This is a genomic window from Cupriavidus sp. GW822-FHT03E04 (assembly GCF_058801495.1).
On sequence record NZ_JBXANI010000046.1, the window covers coordinates 1 to 21007 of the forward strand.

Annotated in this window: 19 protein-coding genes; 14 read left to right on the plus strand and 5 right to left on the minus strand. The window is 67.2% G+C overall.

Annotated features, from left to right (window positions below):
* Positions 1-230 precede the first annotated feature (230 nt).
* The 7 genes from AC1RQC_RS38500 (at position 231) to AC1RQC_RS38530 (ending at position 6402) form a co-directional block, all read left to right on the plus strand.
* Positions 231-1739: a sugar ABC transporter ATP-binding protein gene (locus tag AC1RQC_RS38500; protein ID WP_492886617.1), complete on the plus strand. Its 1509-nt coding sequence runs from the start codon at positions 231-233 to the stop codon at positions 1737-1739.
* A complete protein-coding gene (locus tag AC1RQC_RS38505; RefSeq protein WP_492814987.1) occupies positions 1732-2688 on the plus strand; it encodes an ABC transporter permease in 957 nt (318 codons plus the stop codon). The genes AC1RQC_RS38500 and AC1RQC_RS38505 overlap by 8 nt, the downstream gene beginning before the upstream one ends.
* On the plus strand, positions 2685-3653 hold the full coding sequence (locus tag AC1RQC_RS38510; protein WP_492372863.1) for an ABC transporter permease: 969 nt from the start codon (positions 2685-2687) through the stop codon (positions 3651-3653). The genes AC1RQC_RS38505 and AC1RQC_RS38510 overlap by 4 nt, the downstream gene beginning before the upstream one ends.
* Positions 3654-3784: 131 nt before the next feature.
* Positions 3785-4750, plus strand: coding sequence for a sugar ABC transporter substrate-binding protein (locus tag AC1RQC_RS38515; RefSeq protein ID WP_492372862.1), 966 nt, complete (start codon positions 3785-3787; stop codon positions 4748-4750).
* A gap of 62 nt (positions 4751-4812) precedes the next feature.
* Positions 4813-5700 (plus strand): intradiol ring-cleavage dioxygenase, encoded by an 888-nt coding sequence (locus AC1RQC_RS38520; protein WP_492828167.1) that lies wholly within the window; start codon positions 4813-4815, stop codon positions 5698-5700.
* Positions 5701-5705: 5 nt separating this feature from the next.
* Positions 5706-6008 (plus strand): YciI family protein, encoded by a 303-nt coding sequence (locus tag AC1RQC_RS38525; RefSeq protein ID WP_492372860.1) that lies wholly within the window; start codon positions 5706-5708, stop codon positions 6006-6008.
* Between the two features lie 82 nt (positions 6009-6090).
* Complete coding sequence (locus AC1RQC_RS38530; RefSeq protein ID WP_144410011.1) at positions 6091-6402, plus strand: Dabb family protein; 312 nt, start codon at positions 6091-6093, stop codon at positions 6400-6402.
* A 52-nt stretch (positions 6403-6454) separates the two neighbouring features.
* Here the strand turns inward: AC1RQC_RS38530 and AC1RQC_RS38535 are convergent, their stop codons facing one another.
* Together AC1RQC_RS38535 and AC1RQC_RS38540 are read right to left on the minus strand one after the other, a co-directional pair.
* Positions 6455-6679 (minus strand): hypothetical protein, encoded by a 225-nt coding sequence (locus AC1RQC_RS38535; protein WP_492814994.1) that lies wholly within the window; start codon positions 6677-6679, stop codon positions 6455-6457.
* A gap of 241 nt (positions 6680-6920) precedes the next feature.
* Positions 6921-7346 carry an ElaB/YgaM/YqjD family protein gene (locus tag AC1RQC_RS38540; protein ID WP_492372858.1) on the minus strand — a complete coding sequence of 142 codons (426 nt, stop codon included), beginning with the start codon at positions 7344-7346 and terminating at the stop codon, positions 6921-6923.
* Between the two features lie 247 nt (positions 7347-7593).
* Between AC1RQC_RS38540 and AC1RQC_RS38545 the strand changes: the two genes are divergently transcribed.
* Both AC1RQC_RS38545 and AC1RQC_RS38550 read left to right on the plus strand, forming a co-directional pair.
* Complete coding sequence (locus tag AC1RQC_RS38545) at positions 7594-8037, plus strand: PRC-barrel domain-containing protein (protein WP_416050540.1); 444 nt, start codon at positions 7594-7596, stop codon at positions 8035-8037.
* Between the two features lie 242 nt (positions 8038-8279).
* Complete coding sequence (locus AC1RQC_RS38550; protein WP_492886618.1) at positions 8280-9842, plus strand: class I adenylate-forming enzyme family protein; 1563 nt, start codon at positions 8280-8282, stop codon at positions 9840-9842.
* A gap of 55 nt (positions 9843-9897) precedes the next feature.
* Here the strand turns inward: AC1RQC_RS38550 and AC1RQC_RS38555 are convergent, their stop codons facing one another.
* Positions 9898-10845 carry a LysR family transcriptional regulator gene (locus tag AC1RQC_RS38555; RefSeq protein WP_492886620.1) on the minus strand — a complete coding sequence of 316 codons (948 nt, stop codon included), beginning with the start codon at positions 10843-10845 and terminating at the stop codon, positions 9898-9900.
* Between the two features lie 155 nt (positions 10846-11000).
* Here AC1RQC_RS38555 and AC1RQC_RS38560 point away from each other — a divergent pair, with 155 nt between their 5' ends.
* Positions 11001-11999: a tripartite tricarboxylate transporter substrate binding protein gene (locus tag AC1RQC_RS38560; RefSeq protein ID WP_492886622.1), complete on the plus strand. Its 999-nt coding sequence runs from the start codon at positions 11001-11003 to the stop codon at positions 11997-11999.
* Positions 12000-12041: 42 nt separating this feature from the next.
* Complete coding sequence (locus AC1RQC_RS38565; RefSeq protein WP_492886624.1) at positions 12042-12929, plus strand: isocitrate lyase/PEP mutase family protein; 888 nt, start codon at positions 12042-12044, stop codon at positions 12927-12929.
* Between the two features lie 54 nt (positions 12930-12983).
* Here the strand turns inward: AC1RQC_RS38565 and AC1RQC_RS38570 are convergent, their stop codons facing one another.
* Positions 12984-14234: a serine hydrolase domain-containing protein gene (locus tag AC1RQC_RS38570; RefSeq protein ID WP_492828162.1), complete on the minus strand. Its 1251-nt coding sequence runs from the start codon at positions 14232-14234 to the stop codon at positions 12984-12986.
* A 188-nt stretch (positions 14235-14422) separates the two neighbouring features.
* Here AC1RQC_RS38570 and imuA point away from each other — a divergent pair, with 188 nt between their 5' ends.
* From imuA to AC1RQC_RS38585, 3 genes are read left to right on the plus strand one after another with little or no spacing between them, the layout of a single operon-like run.
* Entirely contained in the window at positions 14423-15331 is a 909-nt protein-coding gene (gene imuA / locus AC1RQC_RS38575; protein ID WP_492828161.1) for a translesion DNA synthesis-associated protein ImuA, read from the plus strand.
* Positions 15264-16829 carry a Y-family DNA polymerase gene (locus AC1RQC_RS38580; RefSeq protein WP_492372851.1) on the plus strand — a complete coding sequence of 522 codons (1566 nt, stop codon included), beginning with the start codon at positions 15264-15266 and terminating at the stop codon, positions 16827-16829. Before imuA ends, AC1RQC_RS38580 begins: the two co-directional genes overlap by 68 nt.
* 45 nt (positions 16830-16874) lie before the next feature.
* On the plus strand, positions 16875-20357 hold the full coding sequence (locus AC1RQC_RS38585) for an error-prone DNA polymerase (protein ID WP_492886627.1): 3483 nt from the start codon (positions 16875-16877) through the stop codon (positions 20355-20357).
* 86 nt (positions 20358-20443) lie between these two features.
* Here the strand turns inward: AC1RQC_RS38585 and AC1RQC_RS38590 are convergent, their stop codons facing one another.
* Positions 20444-20695 carry a hypothetical protein gene (locus AC1RQC_RS38590; protein WP_492372849.1) on the minus strand — a complete coding sequence of 84 codons (252 nt, stop codon included), beginning with the start codon at positions 20693-20695 and terminating at the stop codon, positions 20444-20446.
* Positions 20696-21007 lie beyond the last annotated feature (312 nt).

Genomic DNA, 21007 nt, shown 5'->3' on the forward strand with positions numbered 1-21007 from the left:
GCGCCTTCTTTGCCTACTTTCTTGGCAAGACAAGAAAGTAGGTCGCCGCCCCGCAGGGGTGGTGAAACTGCAGTTGCCTTTGCCGTCATCAACGTGCCGCCAGCGCCAGGAAGCCACCAACAATACCAACGATACCAACGATACCAACGATAAGAAGGAGACCACATGCATCGACAACTCGCCCCGCACGGCATCGGCATCGGCGCCGGCAAGATCTTCAGGCCCACATCATGAACGCAATCACCGAAATCACGCCGCTGTTCGAGATGCGCGGCATCTGCAAGAACTTCCCCGGCGTGAAGGCGCTGGACGATGTGTCGTTCGCCATCTACCCCGGCGAGGTGCATATGCTGCTGGGCGAGAACGGCGCCGGCAAGTCGTCGCTGATGAAGGTGCTGTGCGGCGTCTACGTGGCCGATGCCGGCGAGTTCTATCACGACGGCAGCCCGGTGGCGATCGCTAGCCCGGCCGATACCATGCGCCTCGGCATCGCGGTGATCTTCCAGGAGTTCTCGCTGGTGCCTTACCTGGACATCGCGCAGAACATTTTCCTGGGCCGCGAGCCGCGCGGGCGTATTCCCGGCTCCGTCGACGCCGCCAGGATGCACGCCGAAGCGCGCCGCATCCTCGATATCCTGGGCATGGAGGTGAGCACCCGCACGCCGGTGCATGCGCTGGGCGTGGCCCAGCAGCAGATGGTGGAGATCGCCAAGGCGCTGTCGCAGAACGCGCGCATCCTGGTGCTGGACGAGCCCACCGCGGCGCTGTCCGACCGCGAGACCGAGAAGCTGTTCGCCGTGATCGCGCGGCTCAAGGCCGATGGCGTGTCGATGATCTATATCTCGCACCGCATGGCGGAGGTCTTTGCGCTGGGCGACCGTATCACCATCCTGCGCGACGGCCGCAAGGTAGGTGCCTGCCTGCCCGGCGACGCCACCCCGGACGAGCTGGTGGCGCGCATGGTCGGGCGCAAGGTCGACATGAGCTACAGCCGCGAGCGCAGCGCGCAACTGGGCGAAGTGGCGCTGGATGTGCGCAACGTCAGCGCGGACAGCGGCATCGCGGATATCAACCTGCAGGTGCGCGCCGGCGAGATCGTGGGCCTGGCCGGGCTGGTGGGCTCGGGCCGCAGCGAGGTGGCGCGCGCCGTGTTTGGCGCGGACCCGATCCAGCAGGGCGAAATCCACATCTTTGGCAAGCGTCTGGCCGGCGGCCCGGACCGCGCCCGTGAGCTGGGTGCCGCGCTGATTCCGGAAAGCCGAAAATCGGAGGGGCTGGCGCTGATCCGCACGGTGCGCGACAACCTGCTGCTGGCCGGCTTGCGGCGCGCGTTTCCCGCGCGCTGGTATCGCGCAGACAAGGCCGAGGCGCTGGCCGAGCGCGAGATCGCGCGGCTGCGCATTGCCACGCCAGACGGCAACCAGCTGGCGCAGTTTCTCTCCGGGGGCAACCAGCAAAAGATCGTGATCGGCAAATGGCTGGTTGCCGAAGCGAAGCTGTTTATCTTCGACGAGCCCACGCGCGGCATCGACGTCGGCGCCAAGGCCGAGATCTTTGCCCTGATCGACAGCCTGGTGAAGCAGGGCGCCGGCGTGCTGCTGATCAGCTCCGAACTGCCGGAGATCATCAATGTCTGCGACCGCACTTATGTCATGCGCGGCGGGCGCATCGCCGGCGAAGTCGCTCACGCCGAGATGACCGAAGAACGCATTCTGCAACTGGGGATGAACGATGCTTGATACCAACGCACTACCGCGGCCGCTCGGCCTGTCCATCGGCAAGGTGCCCGGATCGGTCTGGGTGCTGCTGCTGCTTTCGCTGGGCTTCAGCGCGACGGGCTCGGGCTTCCTGAGCGTGGAGAACCTGCTGAACATCGGCGCGCAATCCACGATCTTGCTGCTGATCGCCTTGCCGATGACGCTGATCATCATGACCGAAGGGCTGGACCTGTCGATGGGCGCCGTGCTGACGCTATGCGGCGTGGTGCTGGCGATGGTGATGGTGGCCACGGAATCGCTGCCCCTGGCCTTGGGCGCGGCGCTGCTTACCGGGCTGGCGTTCGGGCTGCTCAATGGCGCGCTGGTGTCGTGGCTGGAGATCCCGCCGTTCGTGGCCACGCTCGGCACGCTGGGCGCCGCGCAGGGGCTGGCGCTGGTAGCCACCGATGGCCAGAGCGTGACCGGCATCGGCGAGGCGATTCCGCTGATCTACGCCGGGCAACTGCTGGGCGTGCCGCTCCCGATCTGGATCGCGGTGGTGTTCTACGGCCTGTTCCACTGGCTGCTCTACCACACCCGCTTTGGCGCCTATGTGTTCGCGCTGGGTGGCAACCGGGAGGCGCTCAAGTTCTCCGGCGTGCGCATCAATGTCTATCTGATCGCCGTCTATGCGCTGGGCGGGCTGATGGCCGGCGTGGCCGCGCTGCTGCTCACGGCGCGCATGAATGCCGGGCACCCCACGGCGGCCATCGGGCTGGAGTTCGATGCCATCGCCGCGGTGGCGGTGGGCGGCACCACCTTCGACCGCGGCAACGGCTGGCTGCCCGGCACGGTGCTGGGGGTGCTGGCGGTGGGCGTGCTGCGCAACGGGCTCAACCTGGTGGGCGTGCAGTCGTCGGTGCAGGTGGCGGCCATCGGGCTGCTGGTGCTGGTGGTGCTGCTGATCGAATCGTTCAAGGGGAAAGCATGAACACGGCGACTCTGTTCCCGCCACTCTCGGCGGATGCCCGCTCGTTTGCCTACCGGCTGTTCGCGCTGGGCCTGCTGTGCCTGCTGCTGGCGGTGGCGTCGGACGCGTTCCTGACGCTGGGCAACATCCTCAACGTGCTGCGCCAGGCCAGCCTGCTGTTCCTGCTGGCGTCGGGCGTGACGCTGGTGATCCTGACCGGCGGGCTGGACTTGTCGGTGGGCGCCAACGTGGCCATGTCGGCCTGCGTGGCGGCCACCGTGATGAAGGCCACCGGCTCCACCATGCTCGGCGTGGGCGCGGGGCTGGGCACCGGCGCGCTGATCGGGCTGGCCAACGGCCTGCTGGTGGCCATGCTGCGCATCCCGCCATTCATTGCCACCTACGGCATGTTGTGGGTGCTGCACGGCGTCACCTACTGGTTCATGGCGGGCGAGACCATCCACGGCTTTCCACCAGCGTTTCGGGCGATCGGCAGCGGCTACCTGTGGGGCGTGCCCATCCCGGTTTACCTGATGCTGGCGTTCCTGGTGGCGGGCACCGCCATGTCGCAGAAGACCACCTATGGCCAGGAGATCTACGCCATCGGCGCCAATCCCGTCGCGGCCAGGCTCTCCGGCGTGCCGGTCAAGCGGCGGCTGGTGCTGGTGTACCTGGTGAGCGGCGCCATGGCCGGCATCGCCAGCCTGGTGTTCCTGGCGCGGCTCAACTCGGCCGAAGGCGACATTGGCGAGGCGCTGACGCTGCCCGCCATCGCCGCGGTGCTGATCGGCGGCACCTCGCTGTTCGGCGGGGTGGGCCGGGTCTCCGGCACGCTGGTCGGCGCCATCATCCTCACGCTGGTGCTCAACGGCATGAACCTGCTCACCGTCAGCGCCAACTGGCAGCCGCTGGTGACGGGCGTGATCGTGGTGCTGGCGGTATTCCTGGATACGCTGTCGCGCAAGCGGCTGGGCGTGAAGTCTTAGCTCGACGTCGCCAATCAGGGTCGTCAAACAAGGTCGTCAAACAAGGTCGTCAAACAAGGTCGTCAAACAAGGTCGTCAAACAAGGTCGTCAATTGAGGTGGCAGCTTTTCATGAAAGACAAAGGAGACAACATGAACGTACGTAACCTGAAGCAACTGGCCGGCTTGCTGGCCCTCGGCATCCTGGCCGCGCCGGCCCACGCGGACGGCGAGCGCATCGCGGTGTTCACCAAGAACCAGACCAACCCGTTCTTCCAGGTCGTGCGCCAGGGCGCGGACGCCGCGGCCAAGAGCATGAACGCGCGCGTCACCCACTACATCCCCACCAAGCCGGACAGCATCCCGGAGCAGATGAGCCAGATCGAGGACGTGATCGTCAAGAAGGCCGACGCCATCGTCTTCGTCCCGGTGGACTACAAGGCCATGGGGCCGGGCGTGAAGAAGATCAACGCGGCCAACATCCCGGTAGTCAACGTGACCGACAAGAGCGACGTGGGCAACTTTGTCTCCTTCGTCGGCGCCAGCGACTACGACCTGGGGCTGAAGACCGCCACGCACCTGTTCAAGGCCATGGGCGGCAAGGGCAATGTGGTGCTGCTGGAAGGCATCAAGGGCTCGTTGACCAATATCGACCGCGTCAAAGGCATGCACGACGCGCTCAAGGCCTTCCCCGGCATCAAGCTGGTAGCCTCGCAGCCGGCCAACTACCAACGCCTGCAGGCCCTGCAGGTGATGGAGAACCTGATGCAGTCGTACCCGCAGATCGACGGCATCTTTGCTGCCAACGACGCCATGGCCATCGGCGCCATCGAGGCGCTGCAGGGCGCCAACCGCAAGGCGCTGGTGTCCGGCATCAACGGCACGCAGGAGGCCATCGACGCGATCAAGGCTGGCACCATGCTCGCCACCGGTGACTACAATGGATTTGCCCAGGGTTGCCTGGGCATGACCGCCGCCATCCGCAAGCTGCGCGGCATGCCGGTCACGCAGAGCATCGTGCTGCCGGCCACGGTGGTGGACAAGACCAACTACCAGTCGATCGACATCCCGGTGAGCAAGCGTGCCTGCCCGCGTTGGGAAGATGCCACCAAGGCTTGATCCCGATGTCCGCAAGACCGTCCGTAAGAACGACCACAAGAGACCACAAGAGACCACGCATCATGCGCAACCTAGACGAAGAGACCATCACGCAGGCCGTGCTGGCGCGGCATGCCGACATGCCCAACGGGCGGATGAAGGAGATTATGACCAGCCTGGTCCAGCATCTCCACGCCTTTGCCCGTGAGGTGCATCTCACCGAGGCCGAATGGGCCGAAGGCATCAAGTTCCTGACTGAAGTCGGCCACACCTGCACCGGCAGCCGGCAGGAGTTCATCCTGCTGTCCGACACGCTTGGCCTGTCCACGCTGGTCACCGCGCAGAACCACAAGAAGCCGCGCGGCTGCACCGAGGCCACCGTGTTCGGGCCGTTCTACGTGGACGACGCGCCAGAGTACGAACTGGGCGCCGACGTAGCCAACGGCATGACCGGCGAGCCGTGCTACGTCAGCGGCAAGGTCAAGAGCGTGACGGGCGAGGTGGTGCCGAACGCGCGGCTGGAAGTCTGGCAGGCGGATTCGGAAGGCTTCTACGATGTGCAGCAGGCGGGGCTCGATGGCCACCAGGGCCGCGGCACGCTGACAGCCGACGAGAGCGGCGGCTTTCACTTCAAGTCGATCGTCGCCGAGTGCTACCCGATTCCGCACGACGGCCCGGTGGGCCGCATGCTCGAGGCCATGGGCCGCCATCCGTGGCGTCCCGCGCACCTGCACTTCATGATCTCGGCGCCGGGGTTTGAGACGCTCATCACCCATGTGTTCCGCGAGGGCGGCGAATACCTGGATTCCGACGCGGTCTTCGGCGTGCGCAGCTCACTCATCGGGGACTGGGTGCGGCACGAAGCCGGCACCGCCCCGGATGGCACGCCATCGGCCACGCCCTTTTACACGCTGGATTTCGATTTCATTCTCAACCCGGTACCGGCAGCGCCGGCGCCGTCCCGGAGGTAGGCCTCATGCTGTTCGTATTCCATCTTCTCGACAAGCCCGGCACCGGTGAACTGCGCACCCGCGTGCGCCCGGAGCACAAGGTCTATCTCGGCGCCAAGGCCGACAGCATCGCCTTTGCGGGCCCGCTGCTGGCCGAGGACGGCACCACCATGGCCGGCAGCCTGCTGGTGATCGATTTTCCGTCGCTCGCCGAGGCCAAGGCGTGGCTGGCCGGCGAGCCCTTCACGCAGGCCGGCGTCTATGGGCAGTCGACCGTGCATGGTTTTAGCAACTTGTGGCCGCAGAAGGCCGGTTTCCCGCCGGCCTGACGTTGGCGTCAAGAACTTCAAGGTCATCAAGAACATCAGGAAAATCAGCCAAGATCCGCCAGGATCGGCAAAGGGAGAAATCGTGTCCATCGTCAAACACATCGTGATGTGGAACCTGCGCGGAGAAACCGAAGTCGACAAGCAAGACGCCGTGGCGCGGCTCAAGCTTGCGTTCGAAGGGCTTCGCGGCCGGATCCCCGGAATGCGCCATCTGGAAGTCGGCGTGGACTCGAGCAAGGTCAACTACGCCTGCGACGTGGTCCTGTATTCCGAGTTCGAATCGCAGACGGCGCTGGAGGGATACGCCACCCACCCGGAGCACCTGCGGGTGAAGGAGGAGCTGGGTGATTTGCGCATTGCACGGCACCAGGTGGACTATGAGCCGTCTGCGTGAATGGCATAAAGCGTGACATAGAGCGTCACGTAAGGCGGGGAACCGGAGGCGGTTAGGCGCTGCGCGCCGCCGTCCCCTGGTTAACCGGCGGGAATACGCACCACGAGCCGTCGCCGTGGCGGAAGAAGAACAGCATGTCGGCCTCGCGTTTCACGCCGACATAAGGCACCCGGCCGGTACACATCCTGCCGAAGCGCGCAACGCGCACCGGACGGCCCTCGGCAGGGCCAATCCATTTGGCCACGATCGCATGCAGGTTGGTGGTGTCTGATTGCATTTCCGCTCTCCCGGTTCCGTTAGCCATTCGCCGTTCGCCGTTAGCTGCTTTCGGGGCTGGGCCCTTGATTCCATGCTAGGTGGGAGCGGGGCGCGGCGAAGTCGGAAAGACGGTAAATGCGCATCGGCGGACGAGGAATCCGGCGTCAGCAATTGGCTTACAAACGCAGGCGCGGCGGCAGCACAGGGCTGCCCGGCCTCGCCAGGAAGCCGGTGCGCGCCTGTGTCCGCCTTGGTGCGCTTCAGTCTCGATCCCGGCCAGCACTGCGGGACATCAGCAGGCCCAGGATGATGCCTACGCCAACCGCCATGCCCATGGACCGCAGCGGCTGCGCCTTGACATAAGCCGCGGTGTCCTCCGCGCGCTGCGTGATCTGCTGGCGCACGTTGTCCGAGATGCCCTTGGCCGCCTCCTTGGTCGTGGCCATCTTGTGCAGGAAGTCCTGTTTGGCCTCTTCCATTGCGGCGGCTGACAGGGAAGGCAGGCGGGCGATCAACTCGTCCAGCTCCCGCTTGAGGCCGGAAGCTTCGTCCCGCGCGACAGCGCCGATCTGCCGGCCGGCGGATTTGGTGGCATCCAGCACGTTCGAGGTTGCCGTGCCAACCTTGCCGGCGATACGCGAGGCTTCGTCCTGCGCCGACGATTGTCCATTGCCAATGGTTTCCATGTGGGTTCTCCTGAAGTGTGTTTGGGGGCAGGGTCCAGGCGCAGTTTTCGTGCCATGCGGCAACGGACGCTCGTTGCGGCAACAGCGCGGGTCAGCACCGGTCAGCACGGGTCGGAACGGAAAGAAAGTTACCGGCTTTTGTAATTCTTCCCGTGATGCCAAAGCCCACGCCGCGACGCCGCCTGCCCCAACGGCTTGGCACGTTCGTTGCGCGCTCTCTGGCACCACCCTTTTTCAGGAGACGAACATGGGACAACTCAATCCCGGCATGCCTGCCGGCAGCAGGGGCGCGGCCATTGTCGGCCGCGGTGTGGGCGATGGCCCGGGCCCCGATGTCATGGGCGCATCGACGCTCGACGGCAACAAGGTCTATTCCTCGGACGGCGAACATGTCGGCAAGATCTCCGAAATCATGCTCGACGTGCGCGGTGGCCGCATTGCGTACGCGGTGCTTACCAGCGGAGGCTTCCTCGGCATGGGCGACACGCTGCACGCCATTCCCTGGGGCGCGCTGACCCTGGACACCGACGAAAAGTGCTTCCGCATCGGCGTGACCGCGCAACGCATCAAGGATGCCCCGGGTTTCGACAAGGACAGCTGGCCGGCCATGGCGGATCCTCAATGGGGCACCACGCTGCATGAGTACTATGGCCGCAACCCCTACTGGATCGGGGAAGGCGGGCCGCTTTGAGCCAGGTTGCGGGCTGAAATGACCTGCGTAGTTGCCTCGTAGTTACCTGTTAGTGCGGGCTGTCCCACCGGTGTGGGGCAGCCTTGCCGTGTCCATGCGAAAATCTACCCCGGCCTGCGGCAATACCGACAGGCCCACGGGATGAACGCCGCTGCCCCGGACGTTCAAGACGATAGATTCGCGCGCGAAGGCGGTCCCCCGGACCGGTTGATCGCGACGCCAAATGGAGACAGGACCTTCCTATGGGCATCACAGAACTTCTGACGCAGCCGATTGGCAACCTCGCGGACTGCGTCCGCCTGCACGCCGCAGAGCGGCCCGGGCATGTCGCGGTCGTCGACAGCCGCGGCACGCTTACCTATGCCGAATTCGACGCGCTGGCCGACCGCGTCGCCGCCGCCTTGCAACGCGACGGCCTGCAGCCGGGCGCCTCGCTCGCCATCTGCGCGGCAGCGTCCATCGAATACGCCGCCATCCTGATCGGCGGCCTGCGCGCCGGCGTTGCCCTGGTGCCGCTCGCCCCGTCCTCCACGCCGGCAAGCCTGGCCGGCATGGTCGAAGACTCCGACGCGCGGGTGTTCTTTGTCGACGCGGATGTCCTGCGCGAGATCGCGCCGGTGAAGGATCGTATCCAGGCCCGCCTTATCGGGCTGGCCGACGCCCCCGCCGGCCTCGCGTTCGAAGCCTGGCTGGCCCCGCACGGCAGCCGCCCGCAAGCGCATGCCATCGCGCCGCAACAGGTGTTCAACATCATCTATTCCTCGGGCACGACCGGCACGCCCAAGGGCATCGTGCACGCGCACGCCCTGCGCTGGAACCAGATCCGCCGTGTCCAGGAATCCGGCGGCTACGGCCCCGACGCCGTCACGCTGATCTCCACGCCGCTGTACTCCAACACCACGCTCGTGAGTTTCATCCCCACGCTGGCGCTCGGCGGCACCGCCGTGCTGATGCCCAAGTTCGACGCGCAGCGCTATCTGCAACTGGCCGCGCAGCACCGCGTCACGCACAGCATGCTGGTGCCGGTGCAATACCAGCGCCTGATGGCGCGCGCGGACTTCGGTGACTACGACCTGTCGTCGTACCGGATGAAGTTCTCCACCAGCGCGCCGCTTTCCGCCGCGCTGAAGGCAGAAATCCTCAAGCGCTGGCCCGGCGGCCTGGTGGAGTACTACGGCATGACCGAAGGCGGCGGCAGCTGCGTGCTGGCCGCGCACGAGTTCCCCAGCAAGCTCCACACCGTGGGCAAGCCCATGGAAGGCCATGACATCCGCCTGATCGACGACGATGGCAATGAAGTGCCCGTGGGCGAGATCGGCGAAGTCGTCGGCCATTCCAACGCCATCATGGCCGGCTACCACAAGCAACCGGAGAAGACGACCGCGGCCGAATGGCGCGACGCCACCGGCAAGCTCTTTATCCGCACCGGCGACGTTGGCCGCTTCGACGATGACGGCTTCCTCACGCTGATGGACCGCAAGAAGGACATGATCATCAGCGGCGGATTCAACATCTATCCCAGCGATCTCGAAGGGATCCTGCAGCAGCATCCGGACGTGCTGGATTGCGCGGTGGTTGGCGTGCCCTCGCAGCGATGGGGCGAAACGCCGGTGGCCTTTGTGGTTCGGCGCGATGGTGCCACGGTGTCTGATGATGCCTTGATGGCCTGGACCAACGAGCAGGTTGGCAAGACGCAGCGGCTTGCCGTGCTGGAACTGGTGGATGTGCTGCCGCGCAGTGCGATCGGGAAGGTGCTCAAGCGGGAACTGCGGGACGGGTTCCGGCCCGGACGGCCGCTGGACTGAGGCGGGGGCGGGGCGCGCGCGCTTGGCTGGCGCGCCCCTGTCGCCAGCGATCGCGCTACTTTTGCCGTGCGCCCGGCCCTTGCTTTCTCGATTTCCCAGCTTCCGGCCATAACGGCGAGCTCACGGAGAAATCCGCCTCGTCCATCGTGATCGCCTTCAGCGACCGGACCACGGCACGCGTGTCCCCCGTGCGCCACTGGAAATAGTAGGACAGGTTGTGCGGCGCCGGCGTGCTCGTCAGCTCCGCCAGCTTGCCGGCGCGCACAAACGGCTCCACATAGGACTGCGGGAACAAGCTGATCCCCACGCCCGCCATCACCATGGCAATCAGGGCCGACAGGCTGTTGCAAACCAGCGCCCTGGGAATCTCCAGCTTCTGCTCCGCCGCCCATTTCTCGAAGGCCTGCGTCAGGCCCGCTTCCGCGCTGAGCATGATCACCGGATGCTCGGTGAAGTGCCGGGGCGTGAGGACGGTGCCGCCAGCCAGCCGCTGTGGCGCCGCCATCCACTTGTACGCCAGCTCGCCGACCTTCTCCTGCGACAGGTTGGGCGAGGTGCAGGGGCCTGGAATGATCGCGAAGTCCAGCTCGCCGCGCTCCAGCTTGCGCTCCAGGTTGAGCGTCAGGTCCACCTGTGGCTCCAGCACCAGGTTCGGGTGCAGTTCGCGCACCCGCGCGACCAGGCTCGGAAACCAGGTGGACGCCACCAGCTCGCTGATGCCGAAGCGGCAGCTCCCGCGCAGCGCGCTTGCCATGTCCAGGTCCGCGCGGATGCGGCTTTCGATGTCGAGGATCTGGGCGGCATGCTCAAGCAGGCGCTCGCCCGCGTCGGTGATCACCGAGCGTTGCCCGGTACGGTCGAACAAGGCTTTTCCCAGATCGTCTTCCAGCTCGGCGATGCGCTTTGACAGCGACGACTGCGTGACATGCAGCCGCGCGGCGGCGACAGAAAAACTGCCGAGTTTTGCGGCCCAGTAGAACGCTTCCAGCTGCTTGAGTGTCATGGCGATGCCTTGGCCCGGCAGTGCGTTTGATGCCCGGCTCGCGTGCGGTCATTCCAAAATCTCACCGGGGGACGTGAGGATTTGTCGCTTTCTTCCCGCGCGGGAGGTACGTATCGTCTGGCCATTGTCAATATCGGCTGGGAGAGGGAAAGATCATGCGGCACGGGCTCAAGGCATGCAAGGCGCATCACGCAATCCACACGCTGGGCGCGTTGCTTCTGTTCGCAACGGGCCTGGCGGCGACGCCGGCCAAGGCGGAATGGCCCAGCGATCATCCCATCCAGGTCTATGTCGGGTTTGCCGCCGGCGGCGGCACCGATACCATGGCGCGCACGATGGCGCCGTTCATCCAGCGCTACCTTGGCGCAAACGCCAGCCTGGTGGTGCAGAACAAGCCCGGCGCCGCCGGCGAGATCTCCAGCCTCAGCCTGATGCGCGCGGCGCCGGACGGCTACACCGTTGGCGTGGTCAACCTGCCGGCCATGGCGTTCTCGCCGCTGTACCGGAAGACCAGCTTCGATCCGGCCGCGCTGCGGCTGGTCGCCCGGGTGCTGAGCGACCCGACCATCCTGGTGACGCGCAAGGATAGCCCGTACAACAACCTGAAGGATGTGGTGGCGGCGTTGAAGAAGAAGCCGGCGTCGCTGTCTTTCGGTCACAACGGGGTCGGGACGAACGGGCACCTGGCGCTACTGCAATTGCAGAACGTGGCGGGCGTCAAGGTCACCGACATCCCCTATAACGGGACGGCGCAATCCAAGACGGCTTTGTTTGGCGGGCATATCGATTTTGCGGCGGTCACCACGGGCGAGCTGCAGGATGCGGGCAAGGAGGCCGTGCCGCTGAAGATTATCGCGCAGATGGGGGAGACGCGAGCCGCTTCGCTGCCCGACGTGCCCACGGCCCGGGAGCAAGGCTTTGACGATGTGATGCCGGCCGAGCGGGGGATCGCGGTGCCCGCGGGCGTGCCGCCAGCCATCGTGGAGAAGCTGCGCGCGGCCATCCGGGCGACCCTCAAGGATCCGGAGTACCTGAAGAAGGCCGGCAACGATGCGCCGGTGCTGGCCTACCTGCCGGGAGACGACTGGGCCCGGGAAATCGCCGCGCGCAAGCCCATGATGCGCAAGCTGGCCGACGGCATGCCCAAGGAGTGACCATCCCCATGATTTCCCACCTATCCTCGCGATCCTAAGTCCATGCCACGTATTGCCCCGGTTCAAAAGGCCGCATCCCTGCGCACGCTGCTGCAACGGGAATCGTTCGTCGTGGCGCCTGCCGTCCACGATATCTTCAGCCTGCGGCTGGTGGAGCAGGCGGGTTACCAGAGCGCCTGCATCAGCGGCGCCATGCTGTCGTACAGCCTGCTGGGCGTGCCGGACATCGGCCTGCTCACGCTGACGGAATGCGTGGAGCACTGCCGGCGGCTGACCCGCGCCTCATCCATTCCCATCACCGCCGATGCGGACGCCGGCTATGGCAACCCGCGCGGTGTCCACTACGCCGTGGAACTGTTCGAGGAAGCCGGCGCGGCCGGCTTGAACATCGAGGACCAGGTGGTGCCAAGGCGCTGGGGCTCGGCGGCGGCCAAGGACGTGGCGCCGCTTGGCGAGATGCTCGCCAAGATCGACGCCGCGCAGCGCGCCAGGCGCGACAGCAACTTCATGATCATTGCCCGCACGGACGCATTTGCCTGCGAAACCACCGAGCAGGTCATCCTCCGGGCAAGGGCGTATCAGGCGGCGGGCGCCGATATGCTGCTGCCCATTGCGCCGCGCACCGAGGACGATATCGCCCGGCTGGTGCGCGCGCTGGATATCCCGGTGACGCTGAGCGCCGGGACCGGGCTGGCGCCAAGCCCGTCGGCCGCGAATGTTTCGCTGGAGCGGCTGCGCGAACTGGGGGTTCGCCGGGTCAGCCTGACCACGTTGTTGCCGGGCGCGGCGGTAGCCGGGATGCGGCGCAGCCTGGATGCCGTGCGGGGGGCGGGCAGCGATGACGGGATGGCGGCCGCGGGGACGGCGAGCCTTGGGGCGCTGTTTGATGTGGCGGAGCAGATGGCTTTTGAAGATGCCCTGCTGCATTGACCGGGTCCGCGACAACGGTCGACCCAAGGCGCACACCCGGGGCAATCCACGTTTCTACCAGTCGCCATAGGCCGATACGATGCCACGCAGCAGCGCATCGCGTTCCGCGCCAAGGTGGGCGCCGCTCGCGTCGCCCGCGGCATCCTTGCCGACCGCGGTATGCACCACCACCAGGTTCAATGCGGGATCTACGAAGATGGCCTGCCCGTAGACACCCAGAAGGGCAAAGCGGCGGTGACTGCCGGGCAGGATCCAGGTCTGCAGGCCATAACCGTAGTAGGTGCTGCCGTGGTACTGCATGTGCCCTGGCCGAAATGCTTCGGGTTGCCGTGTTGCGTCCGTCATCGCGAGCAGGTGGTCACGTGATACCACGGCAGTGCCCCTCACCAGCCCATCGGTTGCCATCATCAAGCCCAGGCGGGCGTAGTCGTGCAGCGTGGCGTTAAAGGCGCCTTGCGCGAACACGTCCTGGTCGGCCGGGTTCACCAGCCAGGTCGCCTGCGCCTGGGCGCCGATCGGCTTCCATAGCTTCTCATCGACGTAGTCACAGAGCGTGCGGCGCGTGGCGCCGCGCAACACCAGCCCCAGGATCTGGGTCTGGGCCCCGGCATAGTTGAAGCGCTGCCCTTCGGGATCGCTGCGCGCCGTGATCAGCCGGGCGGCCTGAGCAACCCCAACCCGGCGCACGGCATCGTTGAACCTGGCCCGATCGTCGTGCTCCGAGTAGTCCTCGATAAACCGTGCGCCCGAGGACATGCGCATCAGATTCACGATTCGGGTCTGTCCGTACAGCGTGTCCTTGAGTTGGGGCGCGTAGGTCTCGGCGGTGTCATCCAGCGAGCGGATGAAGCCCTCTTCCTGCGCCTTGACGATCGCCAGCGCGGTAATGGTCTTGGCCATCGAGTTGGAGAGCATCCGCATGTCGGCGCTGCGCATGTAGTTGTAGCGTTCCGCGACAATCTCGCCGTCCTTCACGACCAGAAGTCCAGTGGCACGCTGTCGCTGCATGTAGTCGTCCAGTGTCAGCTGGCGGCCACGAAAGCGGTAACTGAACGGCGTCTCGATGGCGGCCTTCTTCAGCGCAAGCGGATCGTCTGCCGGAGCGAGCGCACAGGCCGGATTGAAGCTGTCCATCGCGCTGAACGAACCGACGAGATAGGGCTCCGTGTAGGCTTGCTTCAGGCTGCGAGCCGGTGGATAGCCCTCGGCCCTGCCCAGGGATTCTTCGTCGGGAGCGGCAGCGCTTGCGCTGACGGCGAGCAAGGCAATCAGCGGGAAGCAGAGCAGGCGAGCGATCGTCATCATGGCGGGAAGTCATTGCGATGGCAGCATATTCTCATGCCACCGATGCAGCACGGCGCCGCTAACCATGATCAATTTCCATGGTTCGGCATCCCCATTGCTTCACCCTTGCGCGCATCCGTGGTACTGTATAAACATACAGTACCCGGAAACTTCCTGTCAGTCCCCTCGGACTGAGCCGCACGCATCACATGATCGCCGAACTCTTTCCCCTATCGCCCGATACATCGGGCGATTCGCCTTTGGCGCAGCCGCCCGTGGCCGACCGGCAGGGGGCGCTGGACGCACTGGAGCAACGCTATCCCGGCCTGTGGCGGGCGGGGCAGCTTGGCCATCTGGGCCGGGCGGGCAGCGTGCCGGCCTTGCCGACCGGCCATGACGCGCTCTCGGCCGAGTTGCCCGGCGGTGGCTGGCCGGTGGGCGCGCTCACAGAGCTGCTGCTGGCCGACCCCGGCGTGGGCGAGTTGCGGCTGCTGCGCCCGGCCTTGCTGGCGCTGGCCGCGGCGCAGCGCCGGATGGCGCTGATCGGGCCGCCGCACCAGCCCAATGCAACGTGCTTGGCCGAATGGGGTTTGCCGGCGCGCCAGTTGTACTGGGTGCGCCCGCCCGCTGGCGCGGGCCGGGCCGCGGCGCAGGCGGATGTGCTGTGGGCGGCGGAGCAGGTGCTGCGCAGCCAGGCCTTTGGCGGGGTGATGGTGTGGCTGCCCACGGCGCGTCCCGAGGCGCTGCGGCGCTTGCAGGTGCTGGCGCAGGCAGGAGACGCCGTGGTGTGGGCGTGCCGGCCGGCCAGCGTGCTGCGCGAGTCGTCGCCGGCGGTGCTGCGGCTGCTGTTGTCGCCGGCGCCGGGCAATGCCGTGTCGGTCACGTTCCACAAACGGCGCGGCCCGGTGCGCGATACGCCGCTGGTGCTGCCGCTGGGCGAGATGGTGGCGGTGCCGGCCATGGCCACGCCGCCTGCGGCGGCGCCGGCCCCGTCGATGCCGGTCCCCCTGAATGCCCCGGTTTCCCAAGCCGTTGCGGGAGAGCAAGCCCATGTCGTACTGGATCGCGGTGCATCTGCCGCGCCTGTCGCTGGACGCGCTGCAGCCGAACTGGCCTGAGCCCGCCGCGCTCCGCGCCTGCGCTGGCCTGCTGCACCACAGCGTGCCGGTGGCGGTGATGGAGCGCGAGCGGGTGGTGCTGGCCAACGGCCCGGCGGTGGCGCTGGGGGTGCAGGCGGGGATGCGGCGGGGCGGCGTGCAGGCGTTGTCGGCGCAGGTGGTGCAACTGCAGCGCGAGCCGGCGGCCGAGGCGCAGGTGATGACGGCGCTGGCGCTGGCGTTGCTGCATTTCACGCCGCATGTCACGGTGCATCCCGATGCCGGGGTGGCTACCGTGATGATCGATGCCGGGGCCAGCCTGCGGTTGTTTGGCGGCCATCTTGCGTTGTGCCGGGCGGTGTATGCGCGGGTGCGGCGGCTGGGGGTGTTCCTGCAGCTGGGCTGCGGGCCGACGGCCTTCGGGGCGGCGTGGCTGGCGGCGCAGCCGCTGCGGCGGGATCGCCGGGGCGGGCTGGTGCGTCCGGCGCGGCGCGCGGTGGGGCCGCAGCGCATGGCGCGGCTGCTGGACCGGCTGCCGGTGGGCATGTTGCAAGGGCTGGCGGACGATGGCTGGCTCGATGGCATCGGCTGCCGGACCGTGGGCGAGGTGCGGGGCCTGCCGCGTGCCGGCCTGCGGCGCCGGCTGGGGCCGGACCTGCTGGCGCGGCTGGACCAGGCCTATGGCGAGGTGCCGGTGCGCTTTACGTGGTTCAGCGCGCCCGCGACCTTCTCGCAGCGCATGGAGCTGCCAGGCCGGACCGAATCCGTGCAGGGCGTGATGGCGGGCGCGCAGCGTTTGCTGCTGGCGCTGGCCGGCTGGCTGGCCCTGCAGCAGGCGGGCGTGACGCATCTGGTGCTGCGGCTGGAGCATGAGCGCTACCGGCTGGGCGCCGAGACGCAGGCAACGCCGGTGACGATCAGCCTGGCGCAGCCCAGCCGCGATCCGGCGCATTTGTCCAAGCTGTTGCAGGAGCGGCTGGACAAGGTGCAGTTCCGCGTGCCGGCGGTGAGCCTGCTGCTGGTGGTGGAGTCGGTCCAGGCCTGCGTGGCGCAGAGCGATGCGCTGTTTCCCGAGCCGGGCGGCACGCCGGCGGAGCTGGGCCGCGTGCTCGATACGCTGATGGCGCGCCTGGGCCGGGAGAACGTGCTGCAACCGCAGCCGCTGGCCGACCACCGGCCCGAGCGCGCCAACCGCTGGTGCCCGGTGGATGAGATGCCTGCGCGCGCGCCGCGCGAGCCGCAGCGTGCCCCGGCGGGCATGCCGGAGCGTCCGCTGTGGCTGATGGCGCAACCCGTGGCACTGACTGTGCAGCGCCATCGGCCTTGTCACGGCGGGCCATTGACGTTGCTCTCGCGGCCGGAGCGCATCGAATCCGGCTGGTGGGACGGCGCGTTGGCCACGCGCGATTACTTCGTTGCGCAACGGGCGGACGGGCTGCGTTGCTGGGTCTATCGCCAGCGCCCCGGGCGTGAGGAAAGCGGCGAGTACCGCTGGTTCCTGCATGGCTTGTTTGCCTGAGTGTTTGCCCGAGTGTTTGCCCGAGCGTTTGCCTGAATCCTTGCCATGTCGAGCCAGCCAGCCAACCCTTCATTCTCCGCTTTGCCGCCGGCGCTTTCCGCGCTGCTGCCGGCGTTGCCCGACTATGTGGAGCTGCATTGCATCTCCAATTTCACCTTCCTGGACGGGGCGTCGCATCCGGTCGAGCTGATCGAGCGCGCGTTTGCGCTCGGCTACCGCGGCCTGGCGCTGACCGACGAGTGCTCGGTGGCGGGCACGGCCCGCGCGCACCATGCGCTGAAGGACCTGCGCGAACGCACCCGCGATGCGGCCGAGCGCAGCGCGGCGCGGTTGGCCGCCGGGCTGCAGGAGGATGAGGACGAGGCAGCGGAGGAGCCGGAGGAGGGCGGCGACGAAGACGGCGAACATCAAGGGGATGGCGAATGCCCCGCCGCGCCGGACGCCACTGCCACCGGGAGCGCTGATGAAGCCTTGCAGGCCCGCCTGCGCCGGCATGATCGCCTGCTTGCCCTGGCCCGTGCCGCGCAGGATTTCCGCCTGCTGATCGGCAGCCGCTTCACGCTCACCGACCACGCGGGCCGGCCCGTGCTGCGGCTGGTGCTGCTGGCGCAAAATCGCGAAGGCTTTGGCAACCTGAGCGAGTTGATCACGCTGGGCCGCACGCGCGTGCAAAAGGGCGCCTACGCGCTGCATCCCGACGACATCGCCGCGCCGCAGCCGGACCAGGCCCACCTGCGCGGCATGCCCGATTGCCTGGCGCTGCTGCTGCCTTCGTATTGCCCGGACCCCGGCGAGCTGCTGGGGCAAGCCCAATGGATGCGGCAGACGTTTGGCGAGCGCGGCTGGATCGCGCTCGAGCAATTGCAGGGCTATGCCGATGCCACGCACCGGCTGCGTCTGGAGCAAGCCGCCGCGCTGACCGGCGTGCCCCTGGCGGCATCCGGCGCGGTGACCATGCATGTGCGCTCGCGCAAGCCGCTGTCGGACGTGCTGAGCGCGATCCGCGTGGGCCAGCCCCTGGCCGAATGCGGCATGGCGCTGGCGCCCAATGCCGAGCAGCACCTGCGCATGCGCCAGCGCTTGTCGCGCCTGTACCCGCGCGAGGCGCTGGCGCAGACGTTGCGGGTTGCCGCCATGTGCGACTTCTCGCTGGCGTCGCTGCGCTACGAGTACCCGGAGGAACTGGTGCCCCCGGGCGAGACGCCATTCAGCTACCTGCGCCGCGAGACCATGAAAGGCGTGCTGCGGCGCTTCCCCAAAGGGCTCAAGCCCAAATGGCGCAAGCAGCTGAAGGAGGAGCTCGCGCTGATCCGCGAAAAGCAGTACGAGCCGTTCTTCCTCACCGTGCACGACATCGTGCGCTTTGCCCGCGGCCGCGGCATCCTGTGCCAGGGCCGCGGCTCGGCAGCCAATTCGCTGGTCTGCTATTGCCTGTTCATCACCGAGGTCGATCCCAAGGATGCCAACCTGCTGTTCGGCCGTTTTCTCTCGCGCGAGCGCGACGAGCCGCCGGACATCGATGTGGACTTCGAGCACCAGCGGCGCGAAGAAGTCATCCAGTACATCTACGAGAAATACGGCCGCCACCGCGCCGCGCTGGCGGCGTCGCTGATCACCTATCGCTCGCGCAGCGCGCTGCGCGACGTGGGCCGGGCGCTGGGCATCGATGCCAGCGTGATCGAGCAGGTGGTCAAGGGGCAGGCATGGTGGGATGGCGGCAAGACCTTCCTGGAGCGCATTTCGCAGTATGGGCTGGACCCGGACGCGCCGGCGGTGCGGCAGTGGGCCAGCCTGACCACGCAACTGCGCGGCTTTCCGCGCCATTTGTCGCAGCACGTGGGTGGCTTTGTGATTGCGCGGCACAAGCTGTCGCGGCTGGTGCCGATAGAGAACGCGGCCATGGAAAACCGCAGCGTGATCCAGTGGGACAAGGACGACCTGGAATCGCTGGGCCTCTTGAAGGTGGACGTGCTGGCGCTTGGCATGCTCTCGGCCATCCGCCGCGCGCTGACGATGATCCCCACGCGCTCGGGCGCGCCGTACCGGATGGAAGACGTGCCCAAGGACGATCCGCAAACCTACGACATGATCTGCGCCGCCGACACCATCGGCGTGTTCCAGGTGGAGTCGCGTGCGCAGCAGTCGATGCTGCCGCGCCTCTTGCCGCGCAAGTATTACGACCTGGTGGTGGAAGTGGCCATCGTGCGGCCCGGCCCGATCCAGGGCGGCATGGTGCATCCCTACCTGAAGCGGCGCGAGCAGGTGCGGCGCACCGGCAAGCCGCCGGCGTACCACAACGACGTCATCGAGAAGGTGCTGGGCCGCACGCTGGGTGTGCCGATCTTCCAGGAGCAGGTGATGCAACTGGCCATCGACGCCGCCGGTTTTACGCCGGGGCAGGCCGACCAGCTGCGCCGCTCCATGGCGGCGTGGCGGCGCAAGGGCGACCTGAAACAGCACCAGGATGCGCTGGTCAGGGCGCTCACCCGCAACAAGTACCCGGAGGCTTTTGCGCTGGCCATCTGCAAGCAGATCGAAGGGTTTGGCGAATACGGCTTCCCGGAAAGCCATGCCGCCAGCTTCGCCAAGCTGGTCTATATCAGCGCGTGGATCAAGTGCCACCATCCGGCGGCCTTCCTGTGCGCGCTGCTCAACAGCCAGCCGATGGGGTTCTACTCGGCGTCGCAACTCGTGCAGGATGCGCGCCGGCACCACGTGCGCACGTATCCGGTGGATGTGACGGTGAGCGGCTGGGAAAGCACGCTGGAGCATGCGGCCAGCGGTGCGCCAGCGCGCGCGCGCCAGCGCGCCCAGCCGGCGGTGCGGCTTGGCCTGAACCGCGTGAACGGCATGCGCGAGGCGGCGGCCGGGCGGATCGAACTGGCCCGCGCCGAGGCGCCGTTCGCCAGCGTGGAAGACCTGGTGCTGCGCGCGCGGCTGGACCGGCACGACATCGACGCGCTGGCCGCCGCAGATGCGCTGGCCAGCCTCGCCGGGCATCGCCGCCAGGCGCGCTGGCAGGCGCGCGCCGCGGCGCTGCAGGCCGCGCATCACGACCTGCTCTATGAGGCGCCGCCGCCCGAGGGCGAGCTATCGCTGCCCGCGCCGCGCCTGGGCGAGGATGTGGCGGCCGATTACGCCAGCACGGGCCTGTCGCTCAAGTCGCATCCGCTGGCGCTGCTGCGGCCGCGGCTGGCCGCGATGCATTACGCCACGGCGCAGGATTTGTCCTGCTGCGGCAACAACCGGCAGGTGCGTGCCTGCGGCATCGTCACGGTGCGGCAGCGGCCATCCACGGCCGGCGGCACCATCTTTACCTCGATCGAGGACGAGACCGGCGCCATCAACGTGATCCTGTGGCCGGACCTGATCGAGCGCCAGCGCAAGGAAGTGCTGGGCGCGAAGCTGCTGGGGGTGATCGGCACGTGGCAGCGCCAGGGCGAGGTCAGGCATCTGGTGGCGCAGGAACTGGTGGACCTGAGCCCGCTGCTGGGCCGCCTGATGGTGTCCAGCCGCGATTTTCACTAGGGCGCGATTGGGGCGCGATTGGGCCGTGAGCGGGCCGTGAGCGGGCCGTGAGTGAGGCGCGATTGGGGCGTGATTACGTAACCGCGTTACTGCGCGGGCGCCTCGTGCCCGCGCGCTTCGCTACGCCGTGCCCGGTTCATCTCCCCCTGCCAGCCGACCGCGCGCAGCAGCGCGTAGCCGTGCTCGGTGATGCGCGGGCACCAGCGGTCGGCCGCGCATTCTTCCAGCGACACGAGGCCGCGTTCGAGCAGTGCTTCCAGGTCCACGGGATCGAGTTCCAGTCGATCCTGTACATCGTGGACCAGCAGCAAGGTGGCAAATTCGTGGGGGCTTAACATCGCCATCTCCTGGGGTTGAACATCCTGATTGCTCGGCCTGCCTGGGGCAGAACCGACTACGGAAAGACAGCGCCAGGCGGCATTGGTTCAGGTGTTTCTTCTGATCTTTGCCCGCCCGCCGTGCTGCGTTCGCGATCCCTTCGTTGTACGTCGGTTTTGCGTCTGTTTTGTGTCAGCCTGATCTCCGTTCCTTGCGTGCACGCTCTGGTTCTACGCCCGTTTAGCGGGCATTCTGCACCCGCATTGTGCCTTTTCAGCCCCGCCCTTGTGCATGCGAAAAAAGCCGCGAAAACGCGCTTCAGTCAGCGTTTA

What these genes read in the sequence shown, in the direction of transcription:
- AC1RQC_RS38585 (WP_492886627.1), top strand. Translation starts at nt 16,875, where the DNA reads ATGTCGAGCCAGCCAGCCAACCCTTCATTCTCCGCTTTGCCGCCGGCG.
- AC1RQC_RS38550 (WP_492886618.1), top strand. Translation starts at nt 8,280, where the DNA reads ATGGGCATCACAGAACTTCTGACGCAGCCGATTGGCAACCTCGCGGAC.
- AC1RQC_RS38545 (WP_416050540.1), top strand. Translation starts at nt 7,594, where the DNA reads ATGGGACAACTCAATCCCGGCATGCCTGCCGGCAGCAGGGGCGCGGCC.
- AC1RQC_RS38500 (WP_492886617.1), top strand. Translation starts at nt 231, where the DNA reads ATGAACGCAATCACCGAAATCACGCCGCTGTTCGAGATGCGCGGCATC.
- AC1RQC_RS38590 (WP_492372849.1), bottom strand. Translation starts at nt 20,695, where the DNA reads ATGTTAAGCCCCCACGAATTTGCCACCTTGCTGCTGGTCCACGATGTA.
- AC1RQC_RS38565 (WP_492886624.1), top strand. Translation starts at nt 12,042, where the DNA reads ATGCCACGTATTGCCCCGGTTCAAAAGGCCGCATCCCTGCGCACGCTG.
- AC1RQC_RS38520 (WP_492828167.1), top strand. Translation starts at nt 4,813, where the DNA reads ATGCGCAACCTAGACGAAGAGACCATCACGCAGGCCGTGCTGGCGCGG.
- AC1RQC_RS38525 (WP_492372860.1), top strand. Translation starts at nt 5,706, where the DNA reads ATGCTGTTCGTATTCCATCTTCTCGACAAGCCCGGCACCGGTGAACTG.
- AC1RQC_RS38515 (WP_492372862.1), top strand. Translation starts at nt 3,785, where the DNA reads ATGAACGTACGTAACCTGAAGCAACTGGCCGGCTTGCTGGCCCTCGGC.
- AC1RQC_RS38570 (WP_492828162.1), bottom strand. Translation starts at nt 14,234, where the DNA reads ATGATGACGATCGCTCGCCTGCTCTGCTTCCCGCTGATTGCCTTGCTC.
- AC1RQC_RS38560 (WP_492886622.1), top strand. Translation starts at nt 11,001, where the DNA reads ATGCGGCACGGGCTCAAGGCATGCAAGGCGCATCACGCAATCCACACG.
- imuA (WP_492828161.1), top strand. Translation starts at nt 14,423, where the DNA reads ATGATCGCCGAACTCTTTCCCCTATCGCCCGATACATCGGGCGATTCG.
- AC1RQC_RS38510 (WP_492372863.1), top strand. Translation starts at nt 2,685, where the DNA reads ATGAACACGGCGACTCTGTTCCCGCCACTCTCGGCGGATGCCCGCTCG.
- AC1RQC_RS38535 (WP_492814994.1), bottom strand. Translation starts at nt 6,679, where the DNA reads ATGCAATCAGACACCACCAACCTGCATGCGATCGTGGCCAAATGGATT.
- AC1RQC_RS38505 (WP_492814987.1), top strand. Translation starts at nt 1,732, where the DNA reads ATGCTTGATACCAACGCACTACCGCGGCCGCTCGGCCTGTCCATCGGC.
- AC1RQC_RS38555 (WP_492886620.1), bottom strand. Translation starts at nt 10,845, where the DNA reads ATGACACTCAAGCAGCTGGAAGCGTTCTACTGGGCCGCAAAACTCGGC.
- AC1RQC_RS38540 (WP_492372858.1), bottom strand. Translation starts at nt 7,346, where the DNA reads ATGGAAACCATTGGCAATGGACAATCGTCGGCGCAGGACGAAGCCTCG.
- AC1RQC_RS38580 (WP_492372851.1), top strand. Translation starts at nt 15,264, where the DNA reads ATGTCGTACTGGATCGCGGTGCATCTGCCGCGCCTGTCGCTGGACGCG.